Annotated in this window: 25 protein-coding genes; 6 read left to right on the forward strand and 19 right to left on the reverse strand. The window is 59.6% G+C overall.

From position 1 onward, the window contains the following. Positions 1-60: 60 nt before the first annotated feature. The 4 genes from JH25_RS02190 to JH25_RS02175 are packed head-to-tail and all read right to left on the reverse strand — an operon-like array spanning position 61 to position 4,678. Positions 61-1,314, reverse strand: a complete 1,254-nt coding sequence (locus JH25_RS02190) for an efflux RND transporter periplasmic adaptor subunit (RefSeq protein ID WP_032880602.1) — start codon at positions 1,312-1,314, stop codon at positions 61-63. After that, the gene (locus tag JH25_RS02185) at positions 1,304-2,782 is read right to left on the reverse strand and encodes a TolC family protein (protein WP_032880603.1); all 1,479 of its coding nucleotides are present in this window, start codon (positions 2,780-2,782) and stop codon (positions 1,304-1,306) included. The genes JH25_RS02190 and JH25_RS02185 overlap by 11 nt, the downstream gene beginning before the upstream one ends. After that, entirely contained in the window at positions 2,775-3,974 is a 1,200-nt protein-coding gene (locus JH25_RS02180) for an ABC transporter permease (protein WP_032880604.1), read from the reverse strand. The genes JH25_RS02185 and JH25_RS02180 overlap by 8 nt, the downstream gene beginning before the upstream one ends. Next, positions 3,971-4,678, reverse strand: a complete 708-nt coding sequence (locus JH25_RS02175; protein ID WP_032880605.1) for an ABC transporter ATP-binding protein — start codon at positions 4,676-4,678, stop codon at positions 3,971-3,973. Before JH25_RS02175 ends, JH25_RS02180 begins: the two co-directional genes overlap by 4 nt. Before the next feature lie 356 nt (positions 4,679-5,034). Here JH25_RS02175 and JH25_RS02170 point away from each other — a divergent pair, with 356 nt between their 5' ends. After that, positions 5,035-5,766: a TetR/AcrR family transcriptional regulator gene (locus tag JH25_RS02170; RefSeq protein WP_032880606.1), complete on the forward strand. Its 732-nt coding sequence runs from the start codon at positions 5,035-5,037 to the stop codon at positions 5,764-5,766. Between the two features lie 227 nt (positions 5,767-5,993). Here the strand turns inward: JH25_RS02170 and JH25_RS02165 are convergent, their stop codons facing one another. Beyond that, positions 5,994-7,055, reverse strand: a complete 1,062-nt coding sequence (locus tag JH25_RS02165; protein WP_032880607.1) for an FUSC family protein — start codon at positions 7,053-7,055, stop codon at positions 5,994-5,996. Between the two features lie 163 nt (positions 7,056-7,218). Next, positions 7,219-8,835 (reverse strand): NADP-dependent glyceraldehyde-3-phosphate dehydrogenase, encoded by a 1,617-nt coding sequence (locus tag JH25_RS02160; protein ID WP_032880608.1) that lies wholly within the window; start codon positions 8,833-8,835, stop codon positions 7,219-7,221. Positions 8,836-8,973: 138 nt separating this feature from the next. Here JH25_RS02160 and JH25_RS02155 point away from each other — a divergent pair, with 138 nt between their 5' ends. Further along, positions 8,974-9,834: a Dyp-type peroxidase gene (locus JH25_RS02155; RefSeq protein WP_032880609.1), complete on the forward strand. Its 861-nt coding sequence runs from the start codon at positions 8,974-8,976 to the stop codon at positions 9,832-9,834. A 29-nt stretch (positions 9,835-9,863) separates the two neighbouring features. Here JH25_RS02155 and JH25_RS02150 read toward each other — a convergent pair whose 3' ends face one another. Then, positions 9,864-10,385, reverse strand: a complete 522-nt coding sequence (locus JH25_RS02150; RefSeq protein WP_032880610.1) for a DUF3087 family protein — start codon at positions 10,383-10,385, stop codon at positions 9,864-9,866. Positions 10,386-10,500: 115 nt separating this feature from the next. On the opposite strand from JH25_RS02150, the gene JH25_RS02145 reads away from it, so the two are divergent. Beyond that, a complete protein-coding gene (locus JH25_RS02145) occupies positions 10,501-10,680 on the forward strand; it encodes a hypothetical protein (protein ID WP_005789140.1) in 180 nt (59 codons plus the stop codon). A 12-nt stretch (positions 10,681-10,692) separates the two neighbouring features. Next, positions 10,693-10,887 carry a DUF6021 family protein gene (locus tag JH25_RS02140; protein ID WP_005789138.1) on the forward strand — a complete coding sequence of 65 codons (195 nt, stop codon included), beginning with the start codon at positions 10,693-10,695 and terminating at the stop codon, positions 10,885-10,887. 30 nt (positions 10,888-10,917) lie between these two features. Here the strand turns inward: JH25_RS02140 and JH25_RS02135 are convergent, their stop codons facing one another. Next, positions 10,918-11,154, reverse strand: a complete 237-nt coding sequence (locus JH25_RS02135; protein ID WP_005789137.1) for a DUF6555 family protein — start codon at positions 11,152-11,154, stop codon at positions 10,918-10,920. A gap of 120 nt (positions 11,155-11,274) precedes the next feature. Between JH25_RS02135 and JH25_RS02130 the strand changes: the two genes are divergently transcribed. Further along, the gene (locus tag JH25_RS02130) at positions 11,275-12,108 is read left to right on the forward strand and encodes an arylamine N-acetyltransferase family protein (protein ID WP_032880611.1); all 834 of its coding nucleotides are present in this window, start codon (positions 11,275-11,277) and stop codon (positions 12,106-12,108) included. Between the two features lie 125 nt (positions 12,109-12,233). Then, positions 12,234-12,986, forward strand: coding sequence for an outer membrane beta-barrel protein (locus JH25_RS02125; RefSeq protein WP_032880612.1), 753 nt, complete (start codon positions 12,234-12,236; stop codon positions 12,984-12,986). A gap of 151 nt (positions 12,987-13,137) precedes the next feature. On the opposite strand, the gene JH25_RS28385 is transcribed toward JH25_RS02125, so the two are convergent. From JH25_RS28385 to nuoG, 11 genes are all read right to left on the reverse strand, one after another. Next, entirely contained in the window at positions 13,138-14,412 is a 1,275-nt protein-coding gene (locus tag JH25_RS28385) for an MFS transporter (protein WP_328286750.1), read from the reverse strand. Further along, the gene (locus JH25_RS28390) at positions 14,339-14,797 is read right to left on the reverse strand and encodes a carbamoyltransferase C-terminal domain-containing protein (RefSeq protein ID WP_081883337.1); all 459 of its coding nucleotides are present in this window, start codon (positions 14,795-14,797) and stop codon (positions 14,339-14,341) included. Before JH25_RS28390 ends, JH25_RS28385 begins: the two co-directional genes overlap by 74 nt. 531 nt (positions 14,798-15,328) lie before the next feature. Further along, the gene (locus JH25_RS02120; RefSeq protein ID WP_032880613.1) at positions 15,329-15,643 is read right to left on the reverse strand and encodes a helix-turn-helix domain-containing protein; all 315 of its coding nucleotides are present in this window, start codon (positions 15,641-15,643) and stop codon (positions 15,329-15,331) included. A gap of 295 nt (positions 15,644-15,938) precedes the next feature. After that, positions 15,939-17,402, reverse strand: a complete 1,464-nt coding sequence (gene nuoN, locus JH25_RS02115) for an NADH-quinone oxidoreductase subunit NuoN (RefSeq protein ID WP_032880614.1) — start codon at positions 17,400-17,402, stop codon at positions 15,939-15,941. A 7-nt stretch (positions 17,403-17,409) separates the two neighbouring features. Further along, positions 17,410-18,942, reverse strand: a complete 1,533-nt coding sequence (gene nuoM / locus JH25_RS02110) for an NADH-quinone oxidoreductase subunit M (RefSeq protein WP_003232072.1) — start codon at positions 18,940-18,942, stop codon at positions 17,410-17,412. 55 nt (positions 18,943-18,997) lie between these two features. Next, on the reverse strand, positions 18,998-20,851 hold the full coding sequence (nuoL, locus tag JH25_RS02105; RefSeq protein WP_032880615.1) for an NADH-quinone oxidoreductase subunit L: 1,854 nt from the start codon (positions 20,849-20,851) through the stop codon (positions 18,998-19,000). After that, entirely contained in the window at positions 20,848-21,156 is a 309-nt protein-coding gene (gene nuoK / locus JH25_RS02100; RefSeq protein WP_003174727.1) for an NADH-quinone oxidoreductase subunit NuoK, read from the reverse strand. Before nuoK ends, nuoL begins: the two co-directional genes overlap by 4 nt. Before the next feature lie 2 nt (positions 21,157-21,158). Further along, positions 21,159-21,662, reverse strand: a complete 504-nt coding sequence (nuoJ, locus tag JH25_RS02095) for an NADH-quinone oxidoreductase subunit J (RefSeq protein WP_003174726.1) — start codon at positions 21,660-21,662, stop codon at positions 21,159-21,161. Between the two features lie 9 nt (positions 21,663-21,671). Further along, entirely contained in the window at positions 21,672-22,220 is a 549-nt protein-coding gene (gene nuoI / locus JH25_RS02090) for an NADH-quinone oxidoreductase subunit NuoI (RefSeq protein WP_003174725.1), read from the reverse strand. 11 nt (positions 22,221-22,231) lie between these two features. Further along, positions 22,232-23,239, reverse strand: a complete 1,008-nt coding sequence (gene nuoH / locus JH25_RS02085) for an NADH-quinone oxidoreductase subunit NuoH (RefSeq protein ID WP_003192116.1) — start codon at positions 23,237-23,239, stop codon at positions 22,232-22,234. Continuing rightward, the gene (gene nuoG, locus JH25_RS02080; RefSeq protein WP_032880616.1) at positions 23,236-25,950 is read right to left on the reverse strand and encodes an NADH-quinone oxidoreductase subunit NuoG; all 2,715 of its coding nucleotides are present in this window, start codon (positions 25,948-25,950) and stop codon (positions 23,236-23,238) included. The genes nuoH and nuoG overlap by 4 nt, the downstream gene beginning before the upstream one ends. Between the last annotated feature and the right edge of the window lie 61 nt (positions 25,951-26,011).

The raw sequence follows: 26,011 nt of genomic DNA on the forward strand, positions 1-26,011 counted from the left end.
ACATTTGTGGCTGATGCACTGCTATCGGGAGCAAGCCCCCTCCCACAGGTTGATCTGCGCTTATCTTGAGGTTTTCACAAAGCCTGGCTTGAGTCCGAATACCTCAACGCCCTGGGGCGTCGATTGCCCAGTGGTCACTTTCACCCGCTGCACCGGTTTATCCATCGCCGCCCGATACTCCACCGTCATGTCCGCCTGGATCGCCTGGCTGGGAATCACGATCGCCTGGTCATTGTTATAAGTGACAATCGTCAACCGCGCACTCATGCCCAGACGCACCCGTTGCAACTGCTGCGGCGTCAGCGCGGGGATCGACAGGGTCACCGGAAATTGCGCGCTGCCCTGGTTGTCGCTGGCGATGGCCAAGCCACTGACCACGCTGACCGAGCCGGTCAGCCGTTCGCCGTCGAAGCCATCGCCCATTACTTCCACCGCCTGGCCCTGGTGCAACTGGTTGATGTCCAGCTCGGAGACCTTGGCGACGATTTTCAGCCGCTCGATATTGGCCAGGCCAAACAGCACTTGGCCCTGGCTGACCTTGCTGCCGGCCTGCACCGGCGCGTTGTTGTTGCCACCCCCTTGGGCGTTGTTGCTGCTGCCGGGCGCGGGCACTACGATGCCGGAGAACGGTGCCTTGACCTCCTTGCCTTCAAGGAGTTTTTGCAAGGCTTCGTATTTCACCGTGGCATTGGTCAGCTCCATTTCGGCAATCTGTCGGTATTCGCCTCTGCCTTGGTCCTGGGCCTGTTGCAGTTCGCCGCGCGCCGCTGCCAGGTCGAGTTGCTGCTGTTGGGTTTGCTGCTTGAGATCGTCCAGTTCGTTGCGCGGAATGATGCCGCGTTTGAACAGGTTTTCGCTTTCGGTGAGCTTGCGTTGGGTGTTGCCAGCGGTCATTTCAGCGGTGCGCAAGCTGCGGCGGGCGCGGCTGACGGCGGGGCTGCTGTCCCAGTCCTGCATTTCCTGCACAGTGCGCCGGGCCTTGAGCTGGGCGGAGAGGGCGTCGCGCAACTGCACTTCAAGAGTCGCCGGGTCCATGCGCAACAGCACCTGGCCGGCCTCGACGCGCTGGCCTTGTTCGACCAGGTTGGCCAACACGTTGCCGTCGAACGGCGCCGTGAGGGTGACGGTAGTGTCGGGCTCGATCTTGCCCACCAGGCCGATCTGGTGCACCAGCGGGTCGGGTTTTACCGCCAGCCACTGCTCGGCGGTGCTGGCCTGCTCGGCACCGCTGCGCTGGCTGAACAGACCGATGGCCGCGCCGGCTAACAACACGATTAGGGCAACGGCGAGCAAGCGTTTTTGATTAGTAGTCATTGAGGGCGATTTCCCAACTTTCCAGCGTCATGCCCAGGGTCAGGTCGAGTTGAGTCTGGGCGTTCAAATAAGCGATCAGCGCGTTGAGCTGGGCATTTTCGGCGTTGCGCAGGTCGGTTTCGAAGCTCAACACCTGGAAGTTGGTGGAGCGCCCGGCACTGAGTTTTTCCCGTTCGATTTCGATCTTGCGCCGTGACAACTCCACGGCACGCTTGGAAATTTCATATTGGCGCCAGCGGGTGCCGAGGTCACGCACCACGTTGTTGACGTTGCGCTCCAGCTCCTGGCGCGCATCGGTAATGCGGATTTCCTGGTCCTCGACGTTCACTCGCGCACGTACTTCGGCCTGGCGCGTGCTGATGTCGCCAATGGGGATCTGCACCTGCACCCCGGCGTAGCTGTCCCAGGTACGGTTATTGTCATGGCCGTTGTTGTTGTCGGTGGCGGCGCGCACCTGGTTGGCGCCGGCGACCAGGTCCACTTGCCAGCGTCCGGAGTCCTTGGCGATCACCAGGTTGAGGTCGGCCTGTTGGCTACCGAGCAGGGCGGCGAGGTATTCCGGTTGCTGGTTTTGCGCCAGGTTGAAGGCTTGGCGTTGGTCAATTTCCATGGGGTTGGCCTCCAGGGCTTCGGTGGCGCGCACTGGTGTCGACAGGTCCAGCGCCAGCAGGCGCAGCAAGGCCAGGCGGCTGGTGTCCAGTTGATTGCGAGCTTCTTCCACGCCCAACTGCTGGGTGGCGATGTCGGCTTCGGTTTGCACGATCTCGAACTCGGCCATGCGCCCGGCGCTGATCAGTGCCTTGTTCACGTCCAGCAAGGTGTTGGAGCGCTTGAGCGCGTCCTGCACGATCACCAGTTGTTCCTGGGCACGCAGCAGTTCGCGGTAGGTGGCGATGATCTGGCTGATGGTTTGCGCCACGGTGGCCTTGAGGTTCAGGCGGTTGGCCTGCTCGGCCAGGCGCGACAGGCGCAGCGGCGCGGTGGTGGCGTCCCAGCCGGCGCCGCGCATCAGCGGTTGGATGATCGCCAGGTCGAGCCCGTCGCTGCGGTAACGGCCGGCGCGGTTGGCGTTGTTCAACTGCTGGGTCCAGGCCATGCTCAAGCGCGTGCCGTATTCGCCGAGCAGGCTGCTGGTCGGCGCCAGATTGGCGTTGCGCACGTTGTCCTGGGAGCCACGGGAGGTACGGTAGTTACTGTTGAGGGTCAGCTTGGGGTTGAACACGTCCTCGGCGACACGCAGGTCAAACTTCTGCGCCACCCGTTGCAGGTAGGCGCTACGTATCGCCGGGTTGTTGCGCAGGCCCAGGTACACCGCGTCACCCAGGGTCATGGTGGTGGCCTGGGCATTCAGCGACACGCCGCGCTCGTAGCCGCTGCGGGTACTGCTGGCCGCCGAAGGGTTGATAACCATCTCGGCAGTCATGCCCGGCAGGCTGATCAGCAGAAGGAGCAGCCCGCACTTATTCATCGCGCAGGGCCTCCACCGGCTGTAACCGCGAGGCCGAGACCGCCGGGTAGATGCCAAAGAACAAACCTACCAGTAACGTACTGCCCACCCCCAGGGGCAGGGCGGCCACCGCCAGGGCAAATGCCCAGCCCGACAGCCACGCATACAGCCAGGCGGCGGTCATGCCCAGCACCGCACCGCACAGCGCACCCACGGCGGTGAGCGTGACGGCTTCGAGCAGGAACAGGTTGCGGATATCGCGCTGGCGTGCGCCCAGGGCCATGCGTATGCCGATCTCGCGGCGGCGCTCCGAGACATTCATCAGCATCACGTTCATCACCCCGACACCGCCGCCCACCAGGGAAATCGCGCCAAGGGCCAACAGCAGGTAGGCGAAGGTGCGACTTTGGCGCGTCATGCCGTCGATCATCTGCTGGGGCACCGTGATATTGACGTCGTGGTCGCTGAGTTGGGGTTGCAGCGCAGCGGTGGCGTCCCTCGCGATACGCTCCATGTCCTGCCCTGGCGCCGCACGGATGATCACATTGCTGATCTGCGGGGTGGCATAGATGCGGCGCATACCTTCGGCCGGAATAAACAACGACTCGTTGGCCTGCACTGGCATCAGCATGGCCCGGGGCTGGTCGTGCAGGATGCCCACGATCAGAAACAGGTAGTCGTTGATGCGCACGCGGTCGCCCAGTTGCAGTGGGTCGCCCGGCGCACTGAGGGCCTGGGCAAGTGGGTCACCAATCACAGCGAAAGTTTCGCTGGCGTCGAAGGCCGACAGGAAGCGCCCCTCGCGCACGGCCAGGCGCATGGCGGCCTGTATACCCGGCGTGCTGCCGACCAGGTTGGCATTGGTGGTGCGCCCATGAAACACGATGGGCCCGCTGAACAGGCTGAGCGCGCCGATATGGGCAATGCCCGGTACGGCCAGGCGTACGGCGTCGAGGTCGAGTTGGGTACGCATCGGCACATTGCTGCTGCCCTTGGGCGGGAACTGGGCGATGAGGGTATCGGTGCCCATGTCCTTGAAGATCATCGCGGCATCCACTGCCGCGTTGTGGCCGATATTGATCAGCGCCACTACCGAGGAGCTGCCGATCACAATGCCCAGCAGCGCCAGGATCGAACGTTTGCCCAGGGTGCGCAGGCTGATCAAGGCTTCATGCAGCAGTTGGCTGAGGCTCTGCTCGACCCGCAGGCTCATGGGCGCTCGGCCTCGTGCACCACACCGTTGCGCACCAGGATCTTGCGCTCCAGGCGCTCGGCAATGTGGGCGTCGTGGGTGACGATGATCAGCGTCACCTCCTGCTCACGGTTGAGGCTCAGCAGCAGGTCCATGATTTCCTGTGCGGTGGTGCTGTCGAGGTTGCCGGTGGGTTCGTCGGCGAGGATCACCGAGGGTTTGCCGACCAGTGCGCGGGCAATGGCGACGCGCTGACGCTGGCCGCCGGAGAGGTCGGCCGGGCGATGGTGGGCGCGCTCGGCCAGGCCGACTTGATCGAGCATACGCTGGGCCTGTTCCACCGATTCATGCCGCGATACGCCGCGATAACTTAAGGGCAGCGCGACGTTGTCCAGGGCGCTCAGGCGGGGCAGCAGGTTGAAGCTCTGGAACACAAAACCGATCTGCTGGTTGCGGATCGCGGCCAGTTCGTCGGGCGTGGCATTGAAAATATCGTGACCGGCAAAGTGGTACTGGCCGCAGTTGGGCAGGTCCAGCAGGCCAAGAATGTTGAGCAGGGTGCTCTTGCCGGAACCGGAGGCACCGAGGATGCCGCAGCTGTCACCGCGAGCGATGGACAGGCACACGTCATTGAGAATGCTCAGTTCCTGCCCGGCGAGCTGATAGCGCTTGCCGATGCCTTGCAGGGAGATCAAGCCTGGTTGCGTGGGGGTGTCTGTCATCATGACTACGCCTGCAGTCACGACGGTACTGCCATGCCCCCGGAAAATCCTTGTAACAAGTTCGGGAGCTGCCTGTACGCGTCACGGACTGGTTTTATTTCTTGTTTTTAAAATATTGTTTGAATAGTACCTGCGTTCAATCTGCTTCGCCAGCCATGGATGTAGAGCGGTTTTACCCTTTGAAACGTTTTGGCGAATGCAGGTTTCGGACCGGTAGAAATGCTTTCAATAGGTCTCGATAGCCCGGTTATACAGGCTTTTAGTGATATGGCGGAGTGTCACTACTTGCTTTCGCCGGGCCGCCCCGGTATAAAAAATCAAATTATTTTTTAAAACAATATTTCCGCCGTGGAACCCTTATGGTCGCGAAGAAACTCAGCGCTCCAAACGTTACCAAGACTCGATTGCTGGATGCGACAGAGGCCCTCTTCATCAAGTACGGCTACGACGCCGTGTTGCTACGCCAGATAACCGAACGCGCCCAGGTCAACCTGGCGGCGGTGAACTACCACTTCGGGGACAAGGACTCCCTGATGAAAACCCTGCTGATGCAACGCCTGGAGCCGCTCAACGAGCAGCGCCTGGAACTGCTGGCGCGCTGTGAAGCCGAATCCGACGGCCCGCTGGATTGCGACACGCTGCTCGGCGTGCTGTTCGCCCCGGCCATGGGCCTGGAACGCAGCGACCCGGCCAGCGGGGAAGGGCGCTCGTTCATTCGCTTCCTTGGCCGGGTTTACAGCGACACCTCGCCGTTTATCCAGGAATACCTCAAGGTGCATTACCAGCCGGTGTTCCAGCGCTTCTTCGAAGCCTTCGCCCTGGCACTGCCAGACCTGCCGCGCAATGAGCTGGGCGTACGCCTGCAATTTGCCCTCAAGGCGATTTCCGGGGTCATGGCCGGCACCGAACTGCGCCTGCTGATGAACTCCATGAGCCTGGGCCGACCGGCGACGGATGCGGAGGTGATGGCGAAGTTGATTACCTTGGTGTCGGCGGCGATTCGAGTGCCACAGCAGAGTGCCGAGGCTGAGACGGCGCTGGCCAAGGTGCTGGAGACTCAGCGCGCCATTCGCGAACAGGCCACACGCTGAAGCCAATCCCCGACCCCTTGCAGGAGCGAGCAAGCTCGCTCCTACCGACTCGGGTGGCCTAGGCAAAACCCAGGCAAAAAAAAGCCCGCTGGGGCGGCGGGCTTGATATGCAACGTTTGTAACGGATGAGGCTTTACCCTACGTTCTGGGATGTGAACAAATCGTGAAAAATATGTAAGAGAAAATGTGAATGTGTCGATGTGCGTAAAGCTCCCGTCCAGCTGTCGCTAAATCTTCCAGCGTGCGGCACCTTTGGCAAGCCGTTGACGCATCTGATCCACGTTCGCCGCCAGTTGCAAGGTCAATAGTCGATACCCATCCAACGCACTGTAAACCGGCGCATCCAGCGCAGGCTCACTGCCTGTGGCGTAACTGCTACGCTCCAACCGCTCCGTCACCCCCGACTTCAACGCCCGCGCCATTCCCACCAACTGCACTCGAATCTGCCGGTGCTCGGCCTTGAGCATCACCTGCATCCGCGCCGTGGCCTGCTTGTCGCGCGGGTCTGGCCGGGTATTGCCGAGAATCTCCAGGGTACTGATGCACATGCGCAGGTGACGCTGGATCGCGTCCAGTTCGGTCATGGAGATCCGCACTTCCTTGGACACCGATGGCATCAATGAGCGCAGTTGCAACATTGCTGCATTCAGGCGGTTGAGCAACTTGAGGTGTTCATCATCGGTCACCGATTGGCCACCGATGATGCGGCTGTAGATCTGCGCGCAATCACGCAATGCACTGGCCAGGTTGTAGCGCCATGAGTACACCGCATACAGTGGCAGGGCGAAGGAGAAGGCCAGGGCCAGTACGATGCCGATCAGGATATCGACGGTGCGCCACAAGCCATCAGAGATCGGATTGTCCCCGTGGCCGGCAACGATAAACACCGTGATCGCCGACAGCAGCGCGATGTAACCGCCCTTACCGATGGCATGGTAGGAAAAGAACCCGCACACCACCGACATCAACAGATAGGTCAACAGCGGCAGGCCGAAGTAAGCCTGTTGCACCACCAGCAGTAAACCGACGCTGGCGCCGATCAAGGTGCCGTAAGCGCGCTCCACGGCTTTTTTGCCGATATTGCCATGGTGCTGCAAGCCGCCGATCACGATCAGCATGGTCACCGATGCCCATTCGCCGTGGGGCAGGTTCAGGCCGCTGGTGAGCAGGATGGTCGCCAGCAAACCGACGGATACGCGCGCGGCGTGGATCAGCTTGGCGTGGCGAAAGCGCCGGTACGGGTCGAGCAGGGGGCGCAGCAGGCGCCGGGCAAAAATGGGCAGGTTCATCGGTATTGAAGTGGCCTCAAATGTATGAATGTGCTCGACTCAATGTGGGAGCTGGCTTGCCTGCGATAGCATCACCGCGACCTGACTGAAAGACCGAGGCGCCGGCATCGCAGGCAAGCCAGCTCCCACACTGACCTGTCTGCACATTGGAACGGGGTTGGCTTCAGAAAATGTAGTCGGTCGTCAGGAAGCTCGAGTCACGGTTGCGCAGGATATCGCTGACCAACGCCTTGTTACTCTCCTGGAACTTGGTCGCCACCAGGGTGCGGATCGAAAACACGCGCAAGGCGTCATGCACCGACAGCGTGCCTTCGGCCGAGTTCTTGCGGCCGTTGAACGGAAAGGTGTCCGGCCCGCGCTGGCACTGGGCGTTGATATTGATACGGCCGACCTGGTTGGCGAAGGTGTCTACCAGGCGCCCGACCTCGACGGGGTTGGTACCGAAAATGCTCAACTGCTGGCCGAAGTCCGAGTCCAGCACGTAGTCGATCACGGTCTCCAGGTCGCGGTAGGGCACGATCGGCACCACCGGGCCGAATTGCTCTTCGTGGTACACGCGCATCTGCGGGTTCACCGGGTACAGCACCGCCGGATAGAAGAACGAACCACGGCTGCTGCCGCCCTCGCTATTGACCACCTGGGCGCCGTGTCGGGCGGCATCGGCCACCAGTTCGTTGAGGTAATCCACCTTGCCCACTTCCGGCAGTGGCGTCAGCGCCACGCCGTCTTCCCAGGGCATACCGGGCTTGAGCGTCGCGAGTTTGGTGTTGAATTTCTCGATAAAGCTATCGACGACATCTTCATGCACGAACAGGATCTTCAATGCAGTGCAACGCTGGCCGTTGAACGACAACGAACCGGTGACCGCTTCACTCACCGCGTTATCCAGATCCACCTCGGGCAGCACGATCCCGGGGTTCTTCGCATCCAGCCCCAGCGCAGCACGCAAGCGGTGTGGCTTGGGGTGCAGTTTTTTCAAGTCGCTAGCGGCCTTGTTGGTGCCGATAAACGCGAAGATATCGATCTTGCCGCTGGCCATCAGCGCGCTCACGGTTTCGCGGCCGCTGCCGTAGATCACGTTGATCACCCCGGCCGGGAAGCTGCCGCGGAACGCCTCCAGCAAGGGGCGGATCAACAGCACACCAAGTTTGGCCGGCTTGAACACCACGGTATTGCCCATGATCAACGCCGGGATCAGCGTGGTGAAGGTCTCGTTCAACGGGTAGTTGTAAGGCCCCATGCACAGCGCCACGCCCAGCGGTACACGGCGGATTTGCCCGAGTGTGTCCTGTTCCAGCTCGAAGCGGCTGCTGCGGCGGTCGAGTTCCTTGAGGGCGTTGATGGTGTCGGTGATGTAGTCGCAGGTGCGGTCGAATTCTTTCTGCGAATCCTTGAGGTTCTTGCCGATTTCCCACATCAGCAGCTTCACCACCGCATCGCGCTGTTCGCGCATACGCCGTAAAAATGCCTCGACGTGCTGGATACGTTCGACAACGCGCATTGTCGGCCACTCACCCTGGCCACGGTCATAGGCACGCACGGCGGCATCCAGGGCGGTGAGGGCGGTGTCGGCATCCAGCAATGGCGTGCTGCCGATATGCACGCGCTCATCGCCCAGTTGCACCGGGCTTTGCACGCGAGCGAGCGGGCCGTTCCACACCCGCAGCTGGCCATCGACCAGGTAATCACGCTGCTCAATGGGCGCCGCCAGGCGAAATTGCTCGGGAATCTGGGTGACGGAAGTGGGAAACAGCTGGGCGAGCAGGTTGCTGGTGGTCATGTCGCTACCCCTGGAATAGTTGCAAAACATGACTAGAGAGTCACCCAACTAACGGCTCTAAGGCAAGGCTTACGCGCATTGTTGTTCGCAGCGCGGTGCGCGCCGGGTAAACTGCGCGGCTTTTCAGAAGGAGTTCACATGAGTCAGTACCAGCCGGGCATTCTTGCCGCACCGGTGCCTTTGCAGGCCCGCCATCTGTTTTTCGCCCTCGATTCCCTGCAAGCCGTGCCCGCGGCGCTGGACGCGCTGGTGCAGTTGACGGATGCGGCGGCCGTGGTCGGTTTCGGTGAACCGCTGGTAAAGGCGCTGGGCGCCGAAATTGAAGGGCTGCGTGCATTCCCCGCCGTCAGCGGCCCTGGCGCTGACAACCCTTCGACTCAACAGGCGCTGTGGGTATGGCTGCATGGGGTGGATCGTGGCGAGTTGCTGCTGCGTAGTCGTGCCATCGAGAAAGCCCTGGCCCCGGCGTTTCGCCTGGTGCAATCGACTGAAGGCTTCCGCTACAAGACCGGTTTTGACCTGACCGACTACGAAGACGGCACCGAAAACCCTCACGACGATGCCGCCGTGGAGGCCGCCTTGACCGACAGCGGTGCCAGCTTTGCCGCTATCCAGCAATGGCAACACGACCTCGACGGGTTCGCCGCGTTGCCTGCCCAGGAGCGTGATCACATCATCGGCCGACGCCATGGCGACAACGAAGAGCTCGACGACGCTCCGGAATCGGCCCACACCAAGCGCACAGCCCAGGAAAGCTTCACCCCGGAAGCCTTCGTGGTGCGACGCTCGATGCCTTGGGCCGAGAATGGCCAGGCAGGATTGATGTTCCTCGCGTTTGGCCATTCCTTCGATGCGTTTGAGGCGCAGCTTCGGCGTATGAGCGGGTTGGAGGATGGGATTGTCGATGGTTTGTATCGCATCAGTAAGCCATTGACTGGTGGCTATTACTGGTGTCCCCCGGTCAGGGAAGGGCGTCTGGACCTGAGTTTGGTTTTTTAACGACCTTTGCCTGCTCCCTGACGTACGCCTCAAGCGCTTTTGAGCGTTTCCAGCCACGCGGGGTCAAGCCGGGTTTGTTCGGTATCGATCCCCAGTGCGTGCATCTTGGTCTTGTGTGCGTCGATCTCGCCGACCAGTTGCGCCTGGGCGCTGGAGTTGGCATCCAGCTCATGCATTTGCGTCAGCCCCATGTGATAGAAACGCAACAGTTTGATGGCGGCCGGGTCGTTGGCTTGTACCCGCTCGGTGACCTTGTGCATTACGTTGGTCACGCTCATCAGGCTGCGCTTGAGTTGCCAGCCATACACCGCCGGCGCCAGCCAGGGCTGGGACCAGAACGGGCCACGCACCAGTGCGACGGTGATCAACACCCCGGCAAATACACCGCCGACATTGAAGCGAAAGTTGTCCCCCCCAGGCTCACCGAACAGCATCACCGCGAGGCTCGACAGCAGCATGGCCAGGGCCAGGAACAGCACGGCCACTATCAGCGTGCTGCGGCGGGTCTGTTGACGGTAGGTGACAGGGTCGCAGGGTTTGAGCTCGAACATCCGGGTCAGGTCTCCAGAAAGGGCGGTCATCTTCTCATGCTTGCAGCAATGAAGTTGAACGATGACTGCGCACGGTTTCTCTAAACCTGTGAAGCCCCTCATGAGGTAAGCCATCATGTCTGAACACAAGCAGCCACCGCCAGGTACACCGGATCCGAACCGCACGCCGGGTGAGGAGGAGCGCGACAACGATGCTTTGCGCCCCAACGATCCCAAAGAGCGTGGCCCCGACAACGATGTCGAGCACGTCGAACAAGACCTGGAAAACCTCCACGACAAAGCGCGCCCGCTTTAGCAGGAACATGTGATGAACAAACGTACCGATGGTCCCCACTCCAACGAGCACGCCAGTGGCAAGGATGAGCTGGGTTTCGACCCGGACTCGCCAGATGTGGCCGACCCTCAGGTCGACCCGGTAGGTCCGGCTATTGCGCCGCTGGATGAGAAAAAGTCATCTGAGAAAAAGCCGCCCTACGATCCGTTGGGCGACTTGAAGAAGTGAATCGAGCCCCGCCGTCGTGCGGGGCTTTGTTTATTTGGGTGGGGTCCAACTGACGTCGGTGATGCCGTATTTTTCCGCCCAGGGCCGGGTGGTTTTTTTCACTTGCTCGTGACCGACGCGGCCGATGCGGCTGACATGGGCAATGTCGGCATCAACGGCCGCCCAGTGCCAGGCTTCGGCGTTATTCATCACCTCGGCGCGCACCACGAAAGACTTGGGTTTACCGTGTAGCTGATAGTGGATGGTGTAGATTTTTGCGGTACTCATGTTGCCTCCCTGTCTTGTTATAGATGGATAGGCCAGCGTTCTAAAAGGTTCATTCAAAATGACAACGTACGCAGTGGCGCGGCATAGTGACGCTTTTGCCCTGCGCCCGAGGATCGCGCCATGCTCACACCCACGGATAGCCGCCTGTACCTGCAACGCCTGGGCTATGCCTCGCCACCGGCACCCACCTTGCAGACCCTGCGGGACTTGCAGCTGCGCCATGTCTGCACCTTTGCCTTTGAAAGCCTGTCGACCCTGATGCACGCGCCGGTGCCGATTGACCTGCAAAGCGTCACACAGAAGGTGTTGCACCAAGGACGCGGCGGCTATTGCTATGAGTTGAACCAGCTGTTCCTGGCCTTGTTGCAGGAGCTGGGCTATGAGGCTCGCGGCATTACCGGTCGTGTGGTGATTGGCGGGCCACCGGACGCCCACACCGGCCGTACTCATCGTCTGAGCCTGGTGACCCTCGACGGCGTGCGCTATATCACCGATGTCGGCTTCGGTGGCATGGTCCCCAGCAGCCCGTTGCAACTGGACAACGAAGCGCCCCAAGCCACTGCCCATGAGCCTTTTCGCCTGACATGCAATCAGGGCAGCTACACATTGTGGGCCCAGGTCGGTGAAGAGTGGCGCGGCTTGTACGTGTTCGATCTGCAAGTGCAGGCAGATATCGACTACGAAATCGGCAACTGGTACGTCTCCACGCACCCGGGGTCGCCGTTCGTTGGGCAGTTGAAGGCTGCGCTGCTTGCCCCCGGTAAACGTCATACCTTGGCCAACGCCCACTATGCGCTTCATTACCTGGATCGGCCCAGTGAAAAGCGCACGCTTCAAAGCGCCGACGAGTTGCTGGCGCTATTGCACGACACGTTCGGGATTCAGCTGCCGGATCAGCCTCAACTTCGCGAAGCCGTTGAAAGCCTTATCCGCACGAATCCTGAAGAATATTGAGATAGAGCCTTCGCTGAACCGTTTTTTCTCCATTTTGGTGCAAATCCGTTCGAACTTTTTGCAAACGCCAAGGTTCGAACCGATTCCTGAATACTTTGCCCACCTTAAAATGGAGATGTAAAACGATGTCCAAACTATTCGGAAAATTTCTCAAGAACACCTCGTTGCTGGCCCTGGTCGCTGCGCCTGGCGTGGTGTTCGCTGCACCTTCCACCGACCCGATCTCCACGTTCGGGATCCTGGGCAGCTACAACGACTTCAAGCTGGAAGGCGGTAGCGAAAGCGACAAGGACCACATGCCTGAAGCGGGCCTGTTCTATAACTTCGGCAACAAGCTCACCGCCGAGTCCGGCTTCATCTACCAGGCCGGTATCGAAGCCAAGTACGGCGAAAAAAGCGACAACAAGCTCAAGGAAGGCCAGGCCGACCTTGACCTCGGCTGGCGTGCCGCGCTGGATGCGCGCAACTTCGTCGACGTGATCGTAGGCGGTGGCTACACCTGGACCCGCTATGAGCCGGACACCAATGGCTACGATATGAAGCTGACCAACAAGTCGCCGTTCGCCAAGGCTGCGCTGGGCTACAACCACCAGTTCGATGACATGACGCTGCGCGTTGAAGCCGGCGCCCGTCACACCATCGATGGCCGTGCCAAACTCAAGGTAGACGGCGTTGGCAGCGACAGCGTGGACCTCAAGGACCGCACCAACCCCTATGCTGAAGTCAGCCTACTGATGAACCAGAAGGGCGACCTGCCAGTGATGGCGGGCCTGTACTACACCCGCACCGAGTACAAGCTCGACGACGACTCCTATGTGGCCGACAACACCAAGCTCAAGCGTGACGAATACGGCTTCAAGGTCGGTATTGCATTCTGACGCTGTTGTACTGCAAAAAACGCCTCGAATTCTCGGGGCGTTTTTTGGGTGGGCCAGGCATGGCGCGTTGCGCGCAAGCCTACTCGATCTTGGACTTGATTAGGTAACTTAAAGTAATAGGGGATTCACTGGGTGATCGTTTGATTCGGTACTAATTGACAGGTGTATGTGCTTGTTTTTTATACAAATATAGATAGAGCGCAATTGATACTGATGCAGTTAAAAAAGCCACGCATGCAGCCACAACAAAAGGGGCTGGGCGACCGCCTGCAATTATTAGCACTGTCCCTAAAGAAGGTCCAATTATAATGCATAGCATTTGGATGCTTCTGAAAGACATGGATACTCTTCCGATATTATCAGAAGGGCATAATTGTTGAAGTATTATATTGGACGATATGATTAATAACTCATAACTTAAACCATTCACAAACCAAATCAGCGGATAGAGATAGGCTCTTCCAGGTACTTGGAAAAATACTAAAATGGCGGTCAGGATTAATGCTGCAGAAAAAATAAATAATGCATGTGATCGAAGTAGGATCTCATCGATATTGCTCAATTTGAACTTCATCAACAGTGCGGCACATATCGCGCCTCCGGCGGTTGCGGAAACGATCACTGAAAAATTAACTGGAGGTAAGCCTTCGTAGGCTAGAAAGGACGCCAAATGCGGGTCGTAAATTCCTAAAGCCAGCGATGTCAGTAGGGAGTATAAAAAGCCTATGCGTAGTTGAAAGGGCAAGGCTTTGAAAATAGAAAGTCCTCTTGTTATGTCGCGATAGAGTGGAAGGGTTTTCGTAGAGGAGTCATTAATTTGCGTTCGGAATGCCAGGCAAATAGACCTTAGGAGTGGAAAGGTTAATGAAGTGGCGGCAGCCGACAAAAAGAATAAATCCTTAGGTGATAATACTGCCGTTAACACACCTGCAAGTAATGGTGCAAGAATTTTGGAGGATTGATCAAATACACTGACGTGACTGAAAAATGATTTGCGCTCTTCGGCAAGTATCAGTTGTCGAACCATGATGGTTATCGAAGGGATGTAAAATAGGTTTGACACGCCTTTGAATAAAACCAAAAACAAAAAGCTCTGAAGGTCTGGAGACACTGCGAGTGCTACAGTAGATAGTGTGCGCAGTATGGCACCAAATAATAGTGTCTTCCTTGCGTCATGTCGATCTATCAGCGTTCCAACGATAGGGCCAAGAAACAACATTGGGGCACCCAGGCAAAAAGCCAGGAACGCTATCGATGAAGGAGATGCATGCCATAGATAGACGGGTACCGTGAAGATCAAAAAAATATCAAGCCATAGTGATAGGCTGGATAGCGCTTGCACGTAAATAAGCTTACTTGACGTTTTCATCATGCCGATCTGAATTGAGAAAAAGCTTGTCTTCAAACACGAAGCCGTCGAGTCCATGTTCACTGGCGAATCGATACAGGTCGCTCAACCTATTTATAAAGCCGCGGCCGTTAAAGTTTAGGGACGTGTTACAAAGTACGCCGACTCCTGATATATCACGATAGGCGCTCAGTAACTGATGCATACGAAGATTCTGCGATTTATTGACTGATTGAGGGCGCGCTGAGTTATCAACGTGCGTCACGGCTGGAATTTTAGATGAAATAACTTTTCGAAATTCCAGCATGAAAGGGGAGGGGTTGGACGGGCGAAAGTATTCAGCCATACATTCTTCTAAGCATATAGGCGCAATGGGTCGAAACCCCTCGCGCTTCTTGATTTTATTCAATCTAATGAGGTTTTCTCTAGGGTAGGGCGCCGCAAAATTACTCGTCTCATATATAGTTACTCAGGATTATTGCCTTCGCAGATTTGCGATGCACTTAAACCGTATGAGCGTCTATTGTGATTGTCAATATTATTTCTTGAGCTGTATTATTTTTCAGTTGAGGCTTCCTGTGTTTTTCCAAGTATTTATCGGATCGGTCTGATTGGCATTTCCTACATTTCGCTCCATCGTTGATTTCTAAAAGTATTGGTTCATATACAAGACTGTAATATCCAGTTGCATATAAGCCGACGTTCCGTTGTCGTTGTGGTTCACATATTTTTCTTCGCGGGTGCTCAACGCTAGAAGCGTTTAGTCGAGGACACCAAATGCGGCGTATGGAATGCCTACGTTGATATTGATCTGCATCTGGCGTTTACGCTTGCGGCCGAAACCGCCATGCCTGGTGCTGTTCGACTCACTATGGTGGTGAGTCGAATGACTTGGAGGTGAAAGTCCTCTACACACCCGGCAAGGGTACGACACAAACTCCGCTGTGTGCTGTGGCGTCAATGGAAGCAGCCTACTACTCGATGCTTTCGCAGGTCAGCCCAGTGCAGCAAGTTGTGCCACGGTTTCCGGAAAGCGCGCGACCAGGCGGATCAGGGTGACCGCCTGGGCGTTGGGTTTGGCCCGGCCTTGTTCCCAGTTTTCCAGGGTCCGGATGTTCGTACGCAAGTACATGGCGAATACCGACCGGGAGAGGTTGAGTTGCTGGCGCACGGCGATCACCTCGTTTGCGGTAAGCGGTGCCAGTTTGTTGAGGTGGACTTTGTGGGCGCGCAGGGTGATTTTGCCCTGGCGTTCGTCGGCCAGGGCGTCGAAGCCTTCGATTAACTCTGAAGCAATAGTGCGTTTCATGCTGATCACTACGTAGGTTGCGTATGAATTGATCACTTTACGAAAGCAGGACGGAGCGCGATGTCAGCTGTCGCTGTATATCGGGTCAGACCATTCGCGATGCTAGCGTGGCATGGGACCGCGTTGAGCCCATGAGCATCCAACTGACGCTCCTCGATCCAAATGTGGGAGCGGGCTTGCTCGCGAAGGCGGCGGGGCAGTCAATACATTTGGTGACTAGAGCACCTACCCTTGCCCTGAAAACGCAAAACGGCGCCCAAAGGCGCCGTTCTGTTGACTGCATCAATCTAAGCGATCAAACCCCCAACACCGCATGCTGCACCAGGGTGAGCAACGGTTGCGGGTACACGCCCAGGAAGAACGCGAGCAGGGCGATGGCCAGCAGCATCACGCCACCGGCTTTCTGTTCCCAATGCAGCTCGGCATCCACACGGCGCAGGTTTGGCTCGATCAGGTACAGGGTGACCATCACGCGCAGGTAGTAGAACACGCCGATGGCGCTGCCCAGTACCAGGGACGCTACCAACCACCACTCGTGGGCTTCAACACCGGTTGCGACAATGTAGAACTTGCCGATAAAGCCCGCGGTCAGCGGAATGCCGGCCAGGGACAGCATCATTACGGTCAGCACGGCAGTCAGGTACGGACGGCGCCAGAACAGGCCGCGATATTCGTACAGGGCGTCGGCATCACGGCCTTTGAACGGCGAGGACATCAGCGTGATCACGCCGAACGCACCCAGGCTGGTGATCACGTAGGTAACCAGGTACACGCCCATGGCTTCCACGGCCAGCCCTTTGCTCGCCACCAGGGCGATCAGCAGGTAGCCGAAGTGAGCGATGGACGAGTAACCCAGCAGACGCTTGAGGTTGTTCTGGGTCAGGGCCAGCAGGTTACCGAACAGGATCGACGCGATGGCGATCACGGTCAGCACGGTGCTCAGCACACCGGTGTTGGCAGCAGGGGAGATCTGGAACAGACGCACCATCACCGCAAACACTGCAACCTTCGACGCGGTGGCCAGGAACGCCGCCACCGGCGCCGGGGCGCCTTCGTACACGTCCGGGGTCCACAGGTGGAAGGGTACCAGCGACAGCTTGAACGCCAGGCCGATCAGCATCATCGCCAGGCCAAGTTGGGCGATTGGCGCCGGGCTGTTGGTGGCGGCCAGGGCGTGGCCGATACCGGTGAAGCTCAGGCTGCCGGCTTCTGCGTAGAGCAGGGCCATACCGAACAACAGGAACGCGGAACCGGCCGCCGACAGCACCATGTACTTGATGCCGGCTTCCAGGGAGCGCTTGTTGAAGAAGGCGTAGGCCACCAGGCCGTAGGTCGGGATCGACAGCAGTTCCAGGCCGATGAACAAGCCGGCCAGATGCTGCGCGCTGACCAGCACGATACCGCCGGCCGCAGCCAGCAGGATCAGCAGGTACAGCTCTTCCTTGTTACCCGGGTAGCCGGTGCCGCCTTCGCCGAGGTAGGCGTGGGCGAGGGTGACGCAGGCCAGGGTCGCCACCAGGATCAGGGCGATGTACAGCAACGCGAAGTCATCGACCATCATCAATGGCGTGACCGCCAGTGGCGCGACCTTGAGGGCCGGGATGATCGACAGCAGGGCCAGGTTCAACCCCGCGCAGGACAGCAGGAACGTTTGCGAGTGATTGCGGCGCCAGGCGATTGCCAGCATCACCACCACGATGGTGAGGCTGGTAATCAGCAGCGGCGCAAGCGCGATAAAGTGTTGGATCGTGAATTCCATAGCGCTCTTACCGGGCCGAAGCGAGTTGAGAGAAGGCGGTGCCGAACCACTGCTGCACGCCATGCATCGTTGCGGCAGAAGTGTCCAGGAACGGTTGCGGGTACACGCCGATGTAGATCAGCAGTACCGCAAGGCCGAGCACCATGATCAGTTCGCGAGCATCCATCCCTTGCAGGACGGTGTCGGACTTGGCCGGGCCGAAGTAGGCGCGGTGGATCATGATCAGCGAGTAAACCGAACCAAACACCAGGCCGGAGGTAGCAATCGCACTGATCCACGGTGTTTGCACGAATGCACCCATCAGGATCAGGAACTCGCCGATGAAGTTGCCGGTGCCCGGCAAGCCCAGGGATGCAGCGGCGAAGAACAGGCTGATCGCCGGCAGATAAGCAATGCGCGACCACACGCCACCCATTTCACGCATGTCACGGGTGTGCAGGCGCTCGTACAACTGACCACTGAGGATAAACAGGGCAGCGGCCGAAACACCGTGGGCCAACATCTGGATCACTGCGCCTTGCAGCGCCAGTTGGCTGCCGGAGTAGATGCCGATCAGTACGAAACCCATGTGGGAAACGGACGAGAAGGCAATCAGGCGCTTGATGTCGGTTTGCGCGAAGGCCAGGAACGCACCGTAGAAGATCCCGATCAGACCCAGGGTCATGGCGATCGGCGCGAACTCGGCCGAGGCATTCGGGAACAGCGGCAGGGCGAAACGCAGCAGGCCGTAGGCCGCCGTCTTCAACAGGATACCGGCCAGGTCCACGGAACCGGCAGTCGGCGCCTGGGCGTGAGCGTCAGGCAACCAGGAGTGAAACGGCACCACTGGCAGCTTCACCGCGAAGGCGATGAAGAAGCCGAGCATCAGGATGTACTCGGTGGTCAGCGACATCTTGGTTTTCAACAGGTCGGCGTAGTTGAACGTAATCACGCCGGTGCTGTTGAAGTTGACCAGGACCAGGCCCAGGATCGCCACCAACATGATCAGGCCGGAAGCCTGGGTGAAGATGAAGAACTTGGTCGCCGCGTAGATCCGGGTTTTCTTGCCGTCCGAAGAACTGTGACCCCAGAGCGCGATGAGGAAGTACATCGGCACCAGCATCATTTCCCAGAAGAAGAAGAACATGAACAGGTCCAGCGCCAGGAACACGCCGACCACGCCGCCCAGGATCCACATCAGGTTCAGGTGGAAGAAGCCCACGTGACGCTGGATCTCTTTCCAGGAGCAGAGTACCGAGAGGATACCCAGCAGGCCGGTCAGCAGGATCATCAACAGCGACAGGCCGTCGAGGGCCAGGTGCACATTGATGCCGAAGCGCTGGATCCACACGTGCTTGAATTCAAGCGCGAACGTTGGATCGACACCCGGTGCCGGAGCAAATGAATAGTCGCCATGGGCCCACAGCCAGAGGCCGAGTGCGAGTTCCAGGGACATGGTCAGCAACGCAATCCAGCGGGGGAGGGTGGCGCCGAAGCGTTCACCCATCCAGCAGAGCAGGCCGCCGATAAAGGGGATCAGGATTAGCCAGGGCAGAATCATGACGGGCTCGTTTCCTTTCGCAAGTTTGCAAAGTACGCAGTGCACTTAAACATAGTCAGACCGCTACCACGACGATGGCGCCGATCACCAGCACGGCACCGGCCGCCATGGACGCTGCATACCAACGCAGTTGGCCAGTCTCGCTGCGGCTCAGGGCTGTGTGACCGGCCTTGGCGGCGCGCGGGATCAAACCGATGGTCTGGTCGAGCGGGTCTTTGCGCAGTACATGGCTGATGGCGAGGTATGGCTTGACGAACAGTTTGTCGTAGAGCCAATCGAAGCCCCAGGCAGCGAACCACCAGGCCGACAGGAAGCGCCCGATGCCACTGTTGGCCACAGCGGTCACGAAGCGACGCTTGCCGAGGAACAGCAGGGCGGCCAGCAGGATACCGGCGATGGCGATGGCGCCCGAGGCGATTTCCAGGCTGTGCTTGTCTGCGCCGCCGGCATGGCCGACGCTTTCTGGCAATACGCCGGCCAGTGGTGGAGTGATCATGGCGCCGATGAAGGTCGACAGGATGATCAGCACCGACAGTGGCAGCCAGTGGGAGATGCCATGGCCTGCGTGTGCTTCGGTCTTGGCTTCACCGTGGAAGGTGATGAAGATCAGGCGGAAGGTGTACAGCGAGGTCATGAACGCACCCACCAGGCCTGCGTAGAGCAGGTTCTGGTTACCGCTGGCAAACGCTTCCCAGAGGATTTCGTCCTTGGAGTAGAAACCGGCGGTCACCAACGGCAGGGCTGCGAGTGCGGCACCACCGACGATGAAGCTGGCGTAGGCCAGTGGCAGTTTCTTCCACAGGCCGCCCATCTTGAAGATGTTCTGCTCGTGGTGGCAGGCGACGATCACCGCACCGGAGGCGAGGAACAGCAACGCCTTGAAGAACGCGTGGGTCATCAGGTGGAAGATCGCCGCGTCCCAGGCGCCAACGCCCAGGGCCAGGAACATGTAGCCGATCTGGCTCATGGTCGAGTAGGCGAGGATACGCTTGATGTCGGTCTGCACCAGCGCGGCGAAGCCGGCCAGTACCAGGGTCACGCCACCGACGATGCCTACAAGGTGCAGGATGTCCGGTGCCAGGATGAACAGGCCGTGAGTACGGGCGATCAGGTAGACACCGGCGGTCACCATGGTTGCGGCGTGGATCAGTGCCGACACCGGGGTAGGGCCGGCCATGGCGTCTGCCAGCCAGGTTTGCAGTGGCAGTTGCGCGGATTTACCCACGGCGCCGCCCAGCAGCATCAGGGTCGCCAGGGTGATCCAGAAGTCGCCGACCTGGAATTTCTGCGGTGCCAGCACCAGCAGTTCCTGGATGTTCAGCGTGCCCACCTGTTGGAACAGGATGAACAGGCCAATGGCCATGAACACGTCGCCGATACGGGTGACGATAAATGCCTTGAGTGCCGCATTGCCGTTGTTGCGGTTGCTGTAGTAGAAACCGATCAACAGGTACGAGCACAGGCCCACGCCTTCCCAGCCGAAGTACAGGAACAACAGGTTATCGCCGAGCACCAGGAACAACATGCTGGCGATAAACAGGTTGGTGTACGAGAAGAAGCGCGAGTAGCCCGCTTCACCGCGCATGTACCAGGACGCGAACAGGTGGATCAAAAAGCCTACACCGACCACCACGCCGAGCATGGTGATCGAAAGGCCGTCGACGTAGAGGGCGAAGTTGGGCTTGAAGCCTTCCACCGACATCCACTGCCACAGCACCAGGGTGTAGTGACCGCCTTCTGGCGGCGCCACGTTGAATTGCCAGATGACGTAGGCGGCCACGATGGCCGACAGGCCGATGGAACCCACGCCGATCAAGGCCGAGAGGTTTTCCGACCAGCGCCCGCGAGAGAACGACAGCAGCAGGAAACCGATCAGGGGGAATACGAAAGTCAGAAAGATCATGTTCATCCGCGCATCTCACTGGCAGCGTCGATATCAAGCGTGTGGAAGCGACGATACAGCTGCAGCAGGATCGCCAGGCCAATACTGGCTTCGGCGGCTGCAAGGCTGATCACCAGGATGAACATGACTTGTCCATCCGGCTGGCCCCAACGTGCGCCCGCCACGATGAACGCCAGTGCCGCGGCGTTCATCATGATTTCCAGGCTCATCAACACGAACAGAATGTTACGGCGCACCATCAGGCCGACCAGGCCAAGGCAGAACAGGATGCCGGCGACCGCCAGACCATGCTCCAAAGGGATAGCAGGCATCGTCATTGCTCCTTGGCTTCGTTGCGGCCCAAGTGGAAGGCGGTGATGGCTGCGGCGAGCAGCAGCATCGAAGCCAGTTCGACCACCAGCAGGTACGGGCCGAACAGGCTGATGCCCACGGCTTTGGCGTCTACGGTGGTGTGGCCGATGGCCTGGCCGCTCTGGTGAGCGAATAGTACATACAGCAGTTCACCCAGCAGCAATGCTGCGAGGACAACCGGGCCGAGCCAGATGCCGGGCTTGAGCCAGACACGCTCCTGGGCGACCGAAGCCGGCCCCAGGTTGAGCATCATCACCACAAACACGAACAGCACCATGATGGCGCCGGCGTAGGCGATCACTTCCAGTACACCGGCGAACGGTGCGCCGAGGCTGAAGAAGGTCATGGCCACGGCGATCAGCGAAATGATCAGGTAGAGCAGGGCGTGCACGGGGTTGGTGTTGGTGATCACGCGAAGCGTGGACACCACTGCAATACCCGATGCGAAATAGAAAGCGAATTCCATCTTTCTTCCTTAAGGCAGCAAGCTCTTCACGTTGATCGGCTCGGCTTCGTTTTGTGCGGCGCCCTTCGGCTTACCGGCAACGGCCATACCTGCAACACGATAGAAGTTGTAATCAGGGTTTTTACCGGGACCAGAGATCAGCAGATCTTCTTTCTCGTACACCAGGTCCTGACGTTTGAACTCGGCCATCTCGAAATCCGGTGTGAGCTGGATCGCGGTGGTCGGGCAAGCTTCCTCGCAGAGGCCGCAGAAAATGCAGCGCGAGAAGTTGATGCGGAAGAAGTCCGGGTACCAGCGACCGTCTTCGGTTTCAGCTTTCTGCAGGGAGATGCAACCCACCGGGCACGCCACGGCGCACAGGTTGCAGGCTACGCAACGCTCTTCGCCGTCGGGGTCGCGGGTCAGTACGATGCGGCCGCGATAGCGCGGCGGCAGGTACACCGCTTCTTCGGGGTATTGCAAGGTGTCGCGTTTGCGAAAGCCGTGACCGAACACCATCACCAGGCTTCGCAACTGGGTACCGGTACCCTTAACGATGTCGCCAATATATTTGAACATGGGTCAAATCCTCACTGAACCGCGGCAGCTGGCGTGTTCAACAACACGACGGCAGCCGTCACCAGCAAATTGATCAGGGTCAGCGGCAGGCAGAATCTCCAGCTGAAATCCATCACCTGGTCATAGCGTGGGCGCGGAATCGAGGCGCGCAGCAGGATGAACAGCATGATGAAGAACGCGGTCTTCAAGAAGAACCAGAAGAAGGCCAACTGCGGCAGGATGCCGAACGGACCGTGCCAGCCGCCGAAGAACAGCGTGACCAGCAGGGCCGAGATCAAGATGATGCCGATGTACTCACCGACGAAGAACATGCCCCACTTCATGCCGGCATATTCAATGTGGTAACCGTCGGCCAGTTCCTGCTCCGCTTCCGGCTGGTCGAACGGGTGACGGTGAGTCACGGCCACGCCAGCGATGAAGAAGGTGCAGAAGCCAAAGAACTGCGGAATGATGAACCACAGGTTCTGTGCCTGGTACTCGACGATATCGCGCATGTTGAACGAGCCGACCTGCACCACGATGCCCATCAGGGCCAGGCCCATGAACACTTCGTAGGACACGGTCTGGGCCGAGGCCCGCAAGCTGCCCAGCAGGGCGAACTTGTTGTTACTGGCCCAACCGGCGAACAGCACCGCATACACCGACAGACCGGCCATGGCGAAGAAGAACAGCAAGCCGATGTTCAGGTCCGCCACGCCCCAGGTCGGGGTGATCGGGATGATCGCGAAGGCAATCAGCAAGGCGCTCATGGCTACCACCGGTGCCAGGGTGAAGATCACCTTGTCGGCGAACGGCGGGGTCCAGTCTTCCTTGAAGAACATTTTCAGCATGTCGGCCGCGATCTGGAACATGCCGAATGGGCCAACGCGGTTCGGACCGTAACGGTCCTGCCACCAGCCCAGCAGGCGACGTTCGACGAAGCTGAGCAGCGCGCCCGCGACGACCACGGCCAACAGGATCACGATGGCCTTGACCACCGAGATGATCACGTCAATTACTTCCGGCGTGAACCAAGTCATTGCGCTGCCTCCTGCAGACCGTCAACGGTTTTGCCGAAAATGGCAGGCGGAATACCGGCGATGCCTTTAGGCAGTGCAACCAGGCCGGCACCCAGCTCGTCATTGATACGCAGCGGCAGACGCAAGGTCTGGCCGGCGACGTTGAGGCTGAGCAGCGCGCCGTCGTTGACGCCCAGGCGGTCGGCTTCGGACTTGGCCACGGACACGTAAGCGGCAGGAATGCGCTCTTGAACCGGCGCGGCCTTGGAAGAGGTTTCTTCGCTGCCGAACAGGTGGAAGAACGGCACGACCTGCCAGGTGCCCGGAGCCGGGTTGAACGGACGCGGTACCGCAGTGAACCAGTTCAGCGCGTCACCGGTGCTTTCGATCAGGCGGGTGCCCGGGTCGCCAGCACGGATGTGACCACCGACTTCATCCTGGAACTTGTTCCAGGCCTGCGGCGAGTTCCAGCCCGGCGACCAGGCAAACGGCACCTGCTGACGCGGCTCGGCCGAGCCCGAGTAACCTTCCATGGAGAAGGCGAACGCAGTGTCGATGTCTTGCGGGGTACGCGGTTCGTGCACGCTGATGTCGGCGCGCATGGCGGTACGACCGGAGTAGCGCAGCGGTTCACGGGCCAGTTTCAGGCCCTTGATACGGAACGCGGCAGACGGCGCGGCATCGACAATACGAGCCAGCTGCGGCGCGCTGGCGGCGGTGGCAGCGGTCACGTGGTCGAGCTGGGTCCAGTCGATCGGCTGGTTCAGCAGGGTCGCACGCAGGGCGTGCAGCCAGCGCCAGCCTTCGTGTACCAGGATGCTGGCGTCCATGTACTTCGGATCGAACACCTGGAAGAAGCGCTGGGCGCGGCCTTCCTGGCTGACCAGGGTACCGTCGCCTTCGGCGAAGGTGGCGGCTGGCAGCACCAGGTCGGCACGCTCGCTGGTGGCGGTCTTCTGGTGGTCGGCCACGATCAGGACTTTGGCAGCGTCCAGCGCAGCGTCAACCTTAGCGGCAGCGGTGCGGGTGTACAGGTCGTTTTCCAATACCACAATGGCGTCGGCGTTGCCGTCGGTCACTGCTTGCAGGGCGGCGTCCAGGGACTCGCCACCGAGCATGGCCAGGCCCAGGCTGTTGGCTTCCGGCACCACCAGGCTGATGGAGCCGTTCTTGTCGCGCAGCTTCAGGGCTTTGGCGATGTTGGCAGCGGCTTCGATCAGCGCCTTGGAACCCAGGGAGGTGCCGGCGATGATCAATGGGCGCTTGGCCGCCAGCAGTGCGTCGGCAATGCGCTGGGCCAGTTCGACGGCTTCGGTGTCCAGACCATCGACGGCAGGCGCGCTGGCGTCGAGGGCGTGGGCCACGGCGAAACCGAGGCGGGCCAGGTCGTCCGGTGCGGCGTGCACGCATTCTTCGGCGATGTCGTCGAGCTTGGTTTCAGCCAGCGAGGCGATAAACAGCGGGTTCAGCGCGTGCTGACCGATGTTTTTCACCGCGGCGTCGAGCCACGGCTGTACGCGCATGGCGTCGGCCATTTCTTCGGCCTTGCCTTTGACCGACTGGCGCAGCGACAGGGCAATGCGCGCAGCGGTCTGGGTCAGGTCTTCACCGAGCACGAAGATCGCATCGTGGTCTTCGATGTCGCGCATGTTCGGAACCGGCAGCGGGCTGTCATTCAGCACTTGCAGGACCAGGCGGATGCGCTCCAGCTCGCCGGCTTCGATACCGCAGTAGAAGTGCTCGGCACCGACCAGCTCGCGCAACGCGAAGTTGCTTTCGAGGCTGGCACGCGGCGAACCGATACCGACGATATTGCGCCCGCGCAGCAGGTCGGCGGCTTTATCCAGCGCGGCGTCCAGGCTCAGCTTGGCGCCATCGGCCAGCAGCGGCTGGCGTGGGCGGTCTTCGCGGTTGACGTAGCCATAGCCGAAACGGCCACGGTCGCACAGGAAGTACTGGTTGACCGAACCGTTGAAGCGGTTTTCGATGCGACGCAGTTCGCCGTAGCGCTCGCCCGGGGAGATGTTGCAACCGCTGGAGCAGCCATGGCAGATGCTTGGCGCGAACTGCATGTCCCACTTACGGTTGTAGCGCTCGGAGTGGGTCTTGTCGGTGAACACACCGGTCGGGCAGACCTCGGTGAGGTTGCCGGAAAACTCGCTTTCGAGCACGCCGTCTTCAACGCGACCGAAGTACACGTTGTCGTGGGCGCCGAACACGCCCAGGTCGGTGCCGCCGGCGTAGTCTTTATAGAAACGCACGCAGCGGTAGCAGGCGATGCAGCGGTTCATTTCGTGGGAAATGAACGGGCCGAGGTCCTGGTTCTGGTGGGTACGCTTGGTGAAGCGATAACGGCGCTCGTTGTGGCCGGTCATCACCGTCATGTCTTGCAGGTGGCAGTGACCGCCTTCCTCACAGACCGGGCAGTCGTGGGGGTGGTTGGTCATCAGCCATTCGACAACGCTGGCGCGGAACGCCTTGGACTCTTCATCGTCGATGGAGATCCAGGTGTTGTCGGTGGCTGGGGTCATGCAGGACATGACGATACGACCACGGGTGTCGTTCTCGTCGGTGTATTGCTTGACCGCACACTGGCGACAGGCACCGACGCTACCGAGCGCGGGGTGCCAGCAGAAATATGGAATATCGAGGCCGAGTGACAGACACGCCTGTAACAGGTTGTCCGCCCCATCGACTTCGAGCGCTTTGCCGTCTACGTGGATAGTGGCCATGGTTCAAAGTTCTTCGTTGGCCCGTTGTCAGCGGGCGTGGCTAATGGAATCTTGTTATTCA

Origin of the sequence: Pseudomonas sp. BRG-100 (genome assembly GCF_000737955.1) — a bacterium.
In the GTDB taxonomy this organism is placed as follows: Bacteria; Pseudomonadota; Gammaproteobacteria; order Pseudomonadales; family Pseudomonadaceae; genus Aquipseudomonas; species Aquipseudomonas synxantha_A.

Coding starts and splice junctions, on each gene's coding strand:
- JH25_RS28385 (WP_328286750.1), bottom strand. CDS start 14,412: ATGGACTCGACGGCTTCGTGTTTGAAGACAAGCTTTTTCTCAATTCAG.
- JH25_RS02160 (WP_032880608.1), bottom strand. CDS start 8,835: ATGACCACCAGCAACCTGCTCGCCCAGCTGTTTCCCACTTCCGTCACC.
- JH25_RS02180 (WP_032880604.1), bottom strand. CDS start 3,974: ATGAGCCTGCGGGTCGAGCAGAGCCTCAGCCAACTGCTGCATGAAGCC.
- JH25_RS02140 (WP_005789138.1), top strand. CDS start 10,693: ATGAACAAACGTACCGATGGTCCCCACTCCAACGAGCACGCCAGTGGC.
- JH25_RS02145 (WP_005789140.1), top strand. CDS start 10,501: ATGTCTGAACACAAGCAGCCACCGCCAGGTACACCGGATCCGAACCGC.
- JH25_RS02165 (WP_032880607.1), bottom strand. CDS start 7,055: ATGAACCTGCCCATTTTTGCCCGGCGCCTGCTGCGCCCCCTGCTCGAC.
- JH25_RS02170 (WP_032880606.1), top strand. CDS start 5,035: ATGGTCGCGAAGAAACTCAGCGCTCCAAACGTTACCAAGACTCGATTG.
- nuoG (WP_032880616.1), bottom strand. CDS start 25,950: ATGGCCACTATCCACGTAGACGGCAAAGCGCTCGAAGTCGATGGGGCG.
- JH25_RS02155 (WP_032880609.1), top strand. CDS start 8,974: ATGAGTCAGTACCAGCCGGGCATTCTTGCCGCACCGGTGCCTTTGCAG.
- JH25_RS02175 (WP_032880605.1), bottom strand. CDS start 4,678: ATGATGACAGACACCCCCACGCAACCAGGCTTGATCTCCCTGCAAGGC.
- JH25_RS02190 (WP_032880602.1), bottom strand. CDS start 1,314: ATGACTACTAATCAAAAACGCTTGCTCGCCGTTGCCCTAATCGTGTTG.
- JH25_RS02185 (WP_032880603.1), bottom strand. CDS start 2,782: ATGAATAAGTGCGGGCTGCTCCTTCTGCTGATCAGCCTGCCGGGCATG.
- nuoH (WP_003192116.1), bottom strand. CDS start 23,239: ATGACTTGGTTCACGCCGGAAGTAATTGACGTGATCATCTCGGTGGTC.
- nuoL (WP_032880615.1), bottom strand. CDS start 20,851: ATGAACATGATCTTTCTGACTTTCGTATTCCCCCTGATCGGTTTCCTG.
- JH25_RS02125 (WP_032880612.1), top strand. CDS start 12,234: ATGTCCAAACTATTCGGAAAATTTCTCAAGAACACCTCGTTGCTGGCC.
- JH25_RS02150 (WP_032880610.1), bottom strand. CDS start 10,385: ATGTTCGAGCTCAAACCCTGCGACCCTGTCACCTACCGTCAACAGACC.
- JH25_RS02120 (WP_032880613.1), bottom strand. CDS start 15,643: ATGAAACGCACTATTGCTTCAGAGTTAATCGAAGGCTTCGACGCCCTG.
- nuoM (WP_003232072.1), bottom strand. CDS start 18,942: ATGATTCTGCCCTGGCTAATCCTGATCCCCTTTATCGGCGGCCTGCTC.
- nuoI (WP_003174725.1), bottom strand. CDS start 22,220: ATGTTCAAATATATTGGCGACATCGTTAAGGGTACCGGTACCCAGTTG.
- nuoJ (WP_003174726.1), bottom strand. CDS start 21,662: ATGGAATTCGCTTTCTATTTCGCATCGGGTATTGCAGTGGTGTCCACG.
- JH25_RS02130 (WP_032880611.1), top strand. CDS start 11,275: ATGCTCACACCCACGGATAGCCGCCTGTACCTGCAACGCCTGGGCTAT.
- nuoN (WP_032880614.1), bottom strand. CDS start 17,402: ATGGAATTCACGATCCAACACTTTATCGCGCTTGCGCCGCTGCTGATT.
- JH25_RS02135 (WP_005789137.1), bottom strand. CDS start 11,154: ATGAGTACCGCAAAAATCTACACCATCCACTATCAGCTACACGGTAAA.
- nuoK (WP_003174727.1), bottom strand. CDS start 21,156: ATGCCTGCTATCCCTTTGGAGCATGGTCTGGCGGTCGCCGGCATCCTG.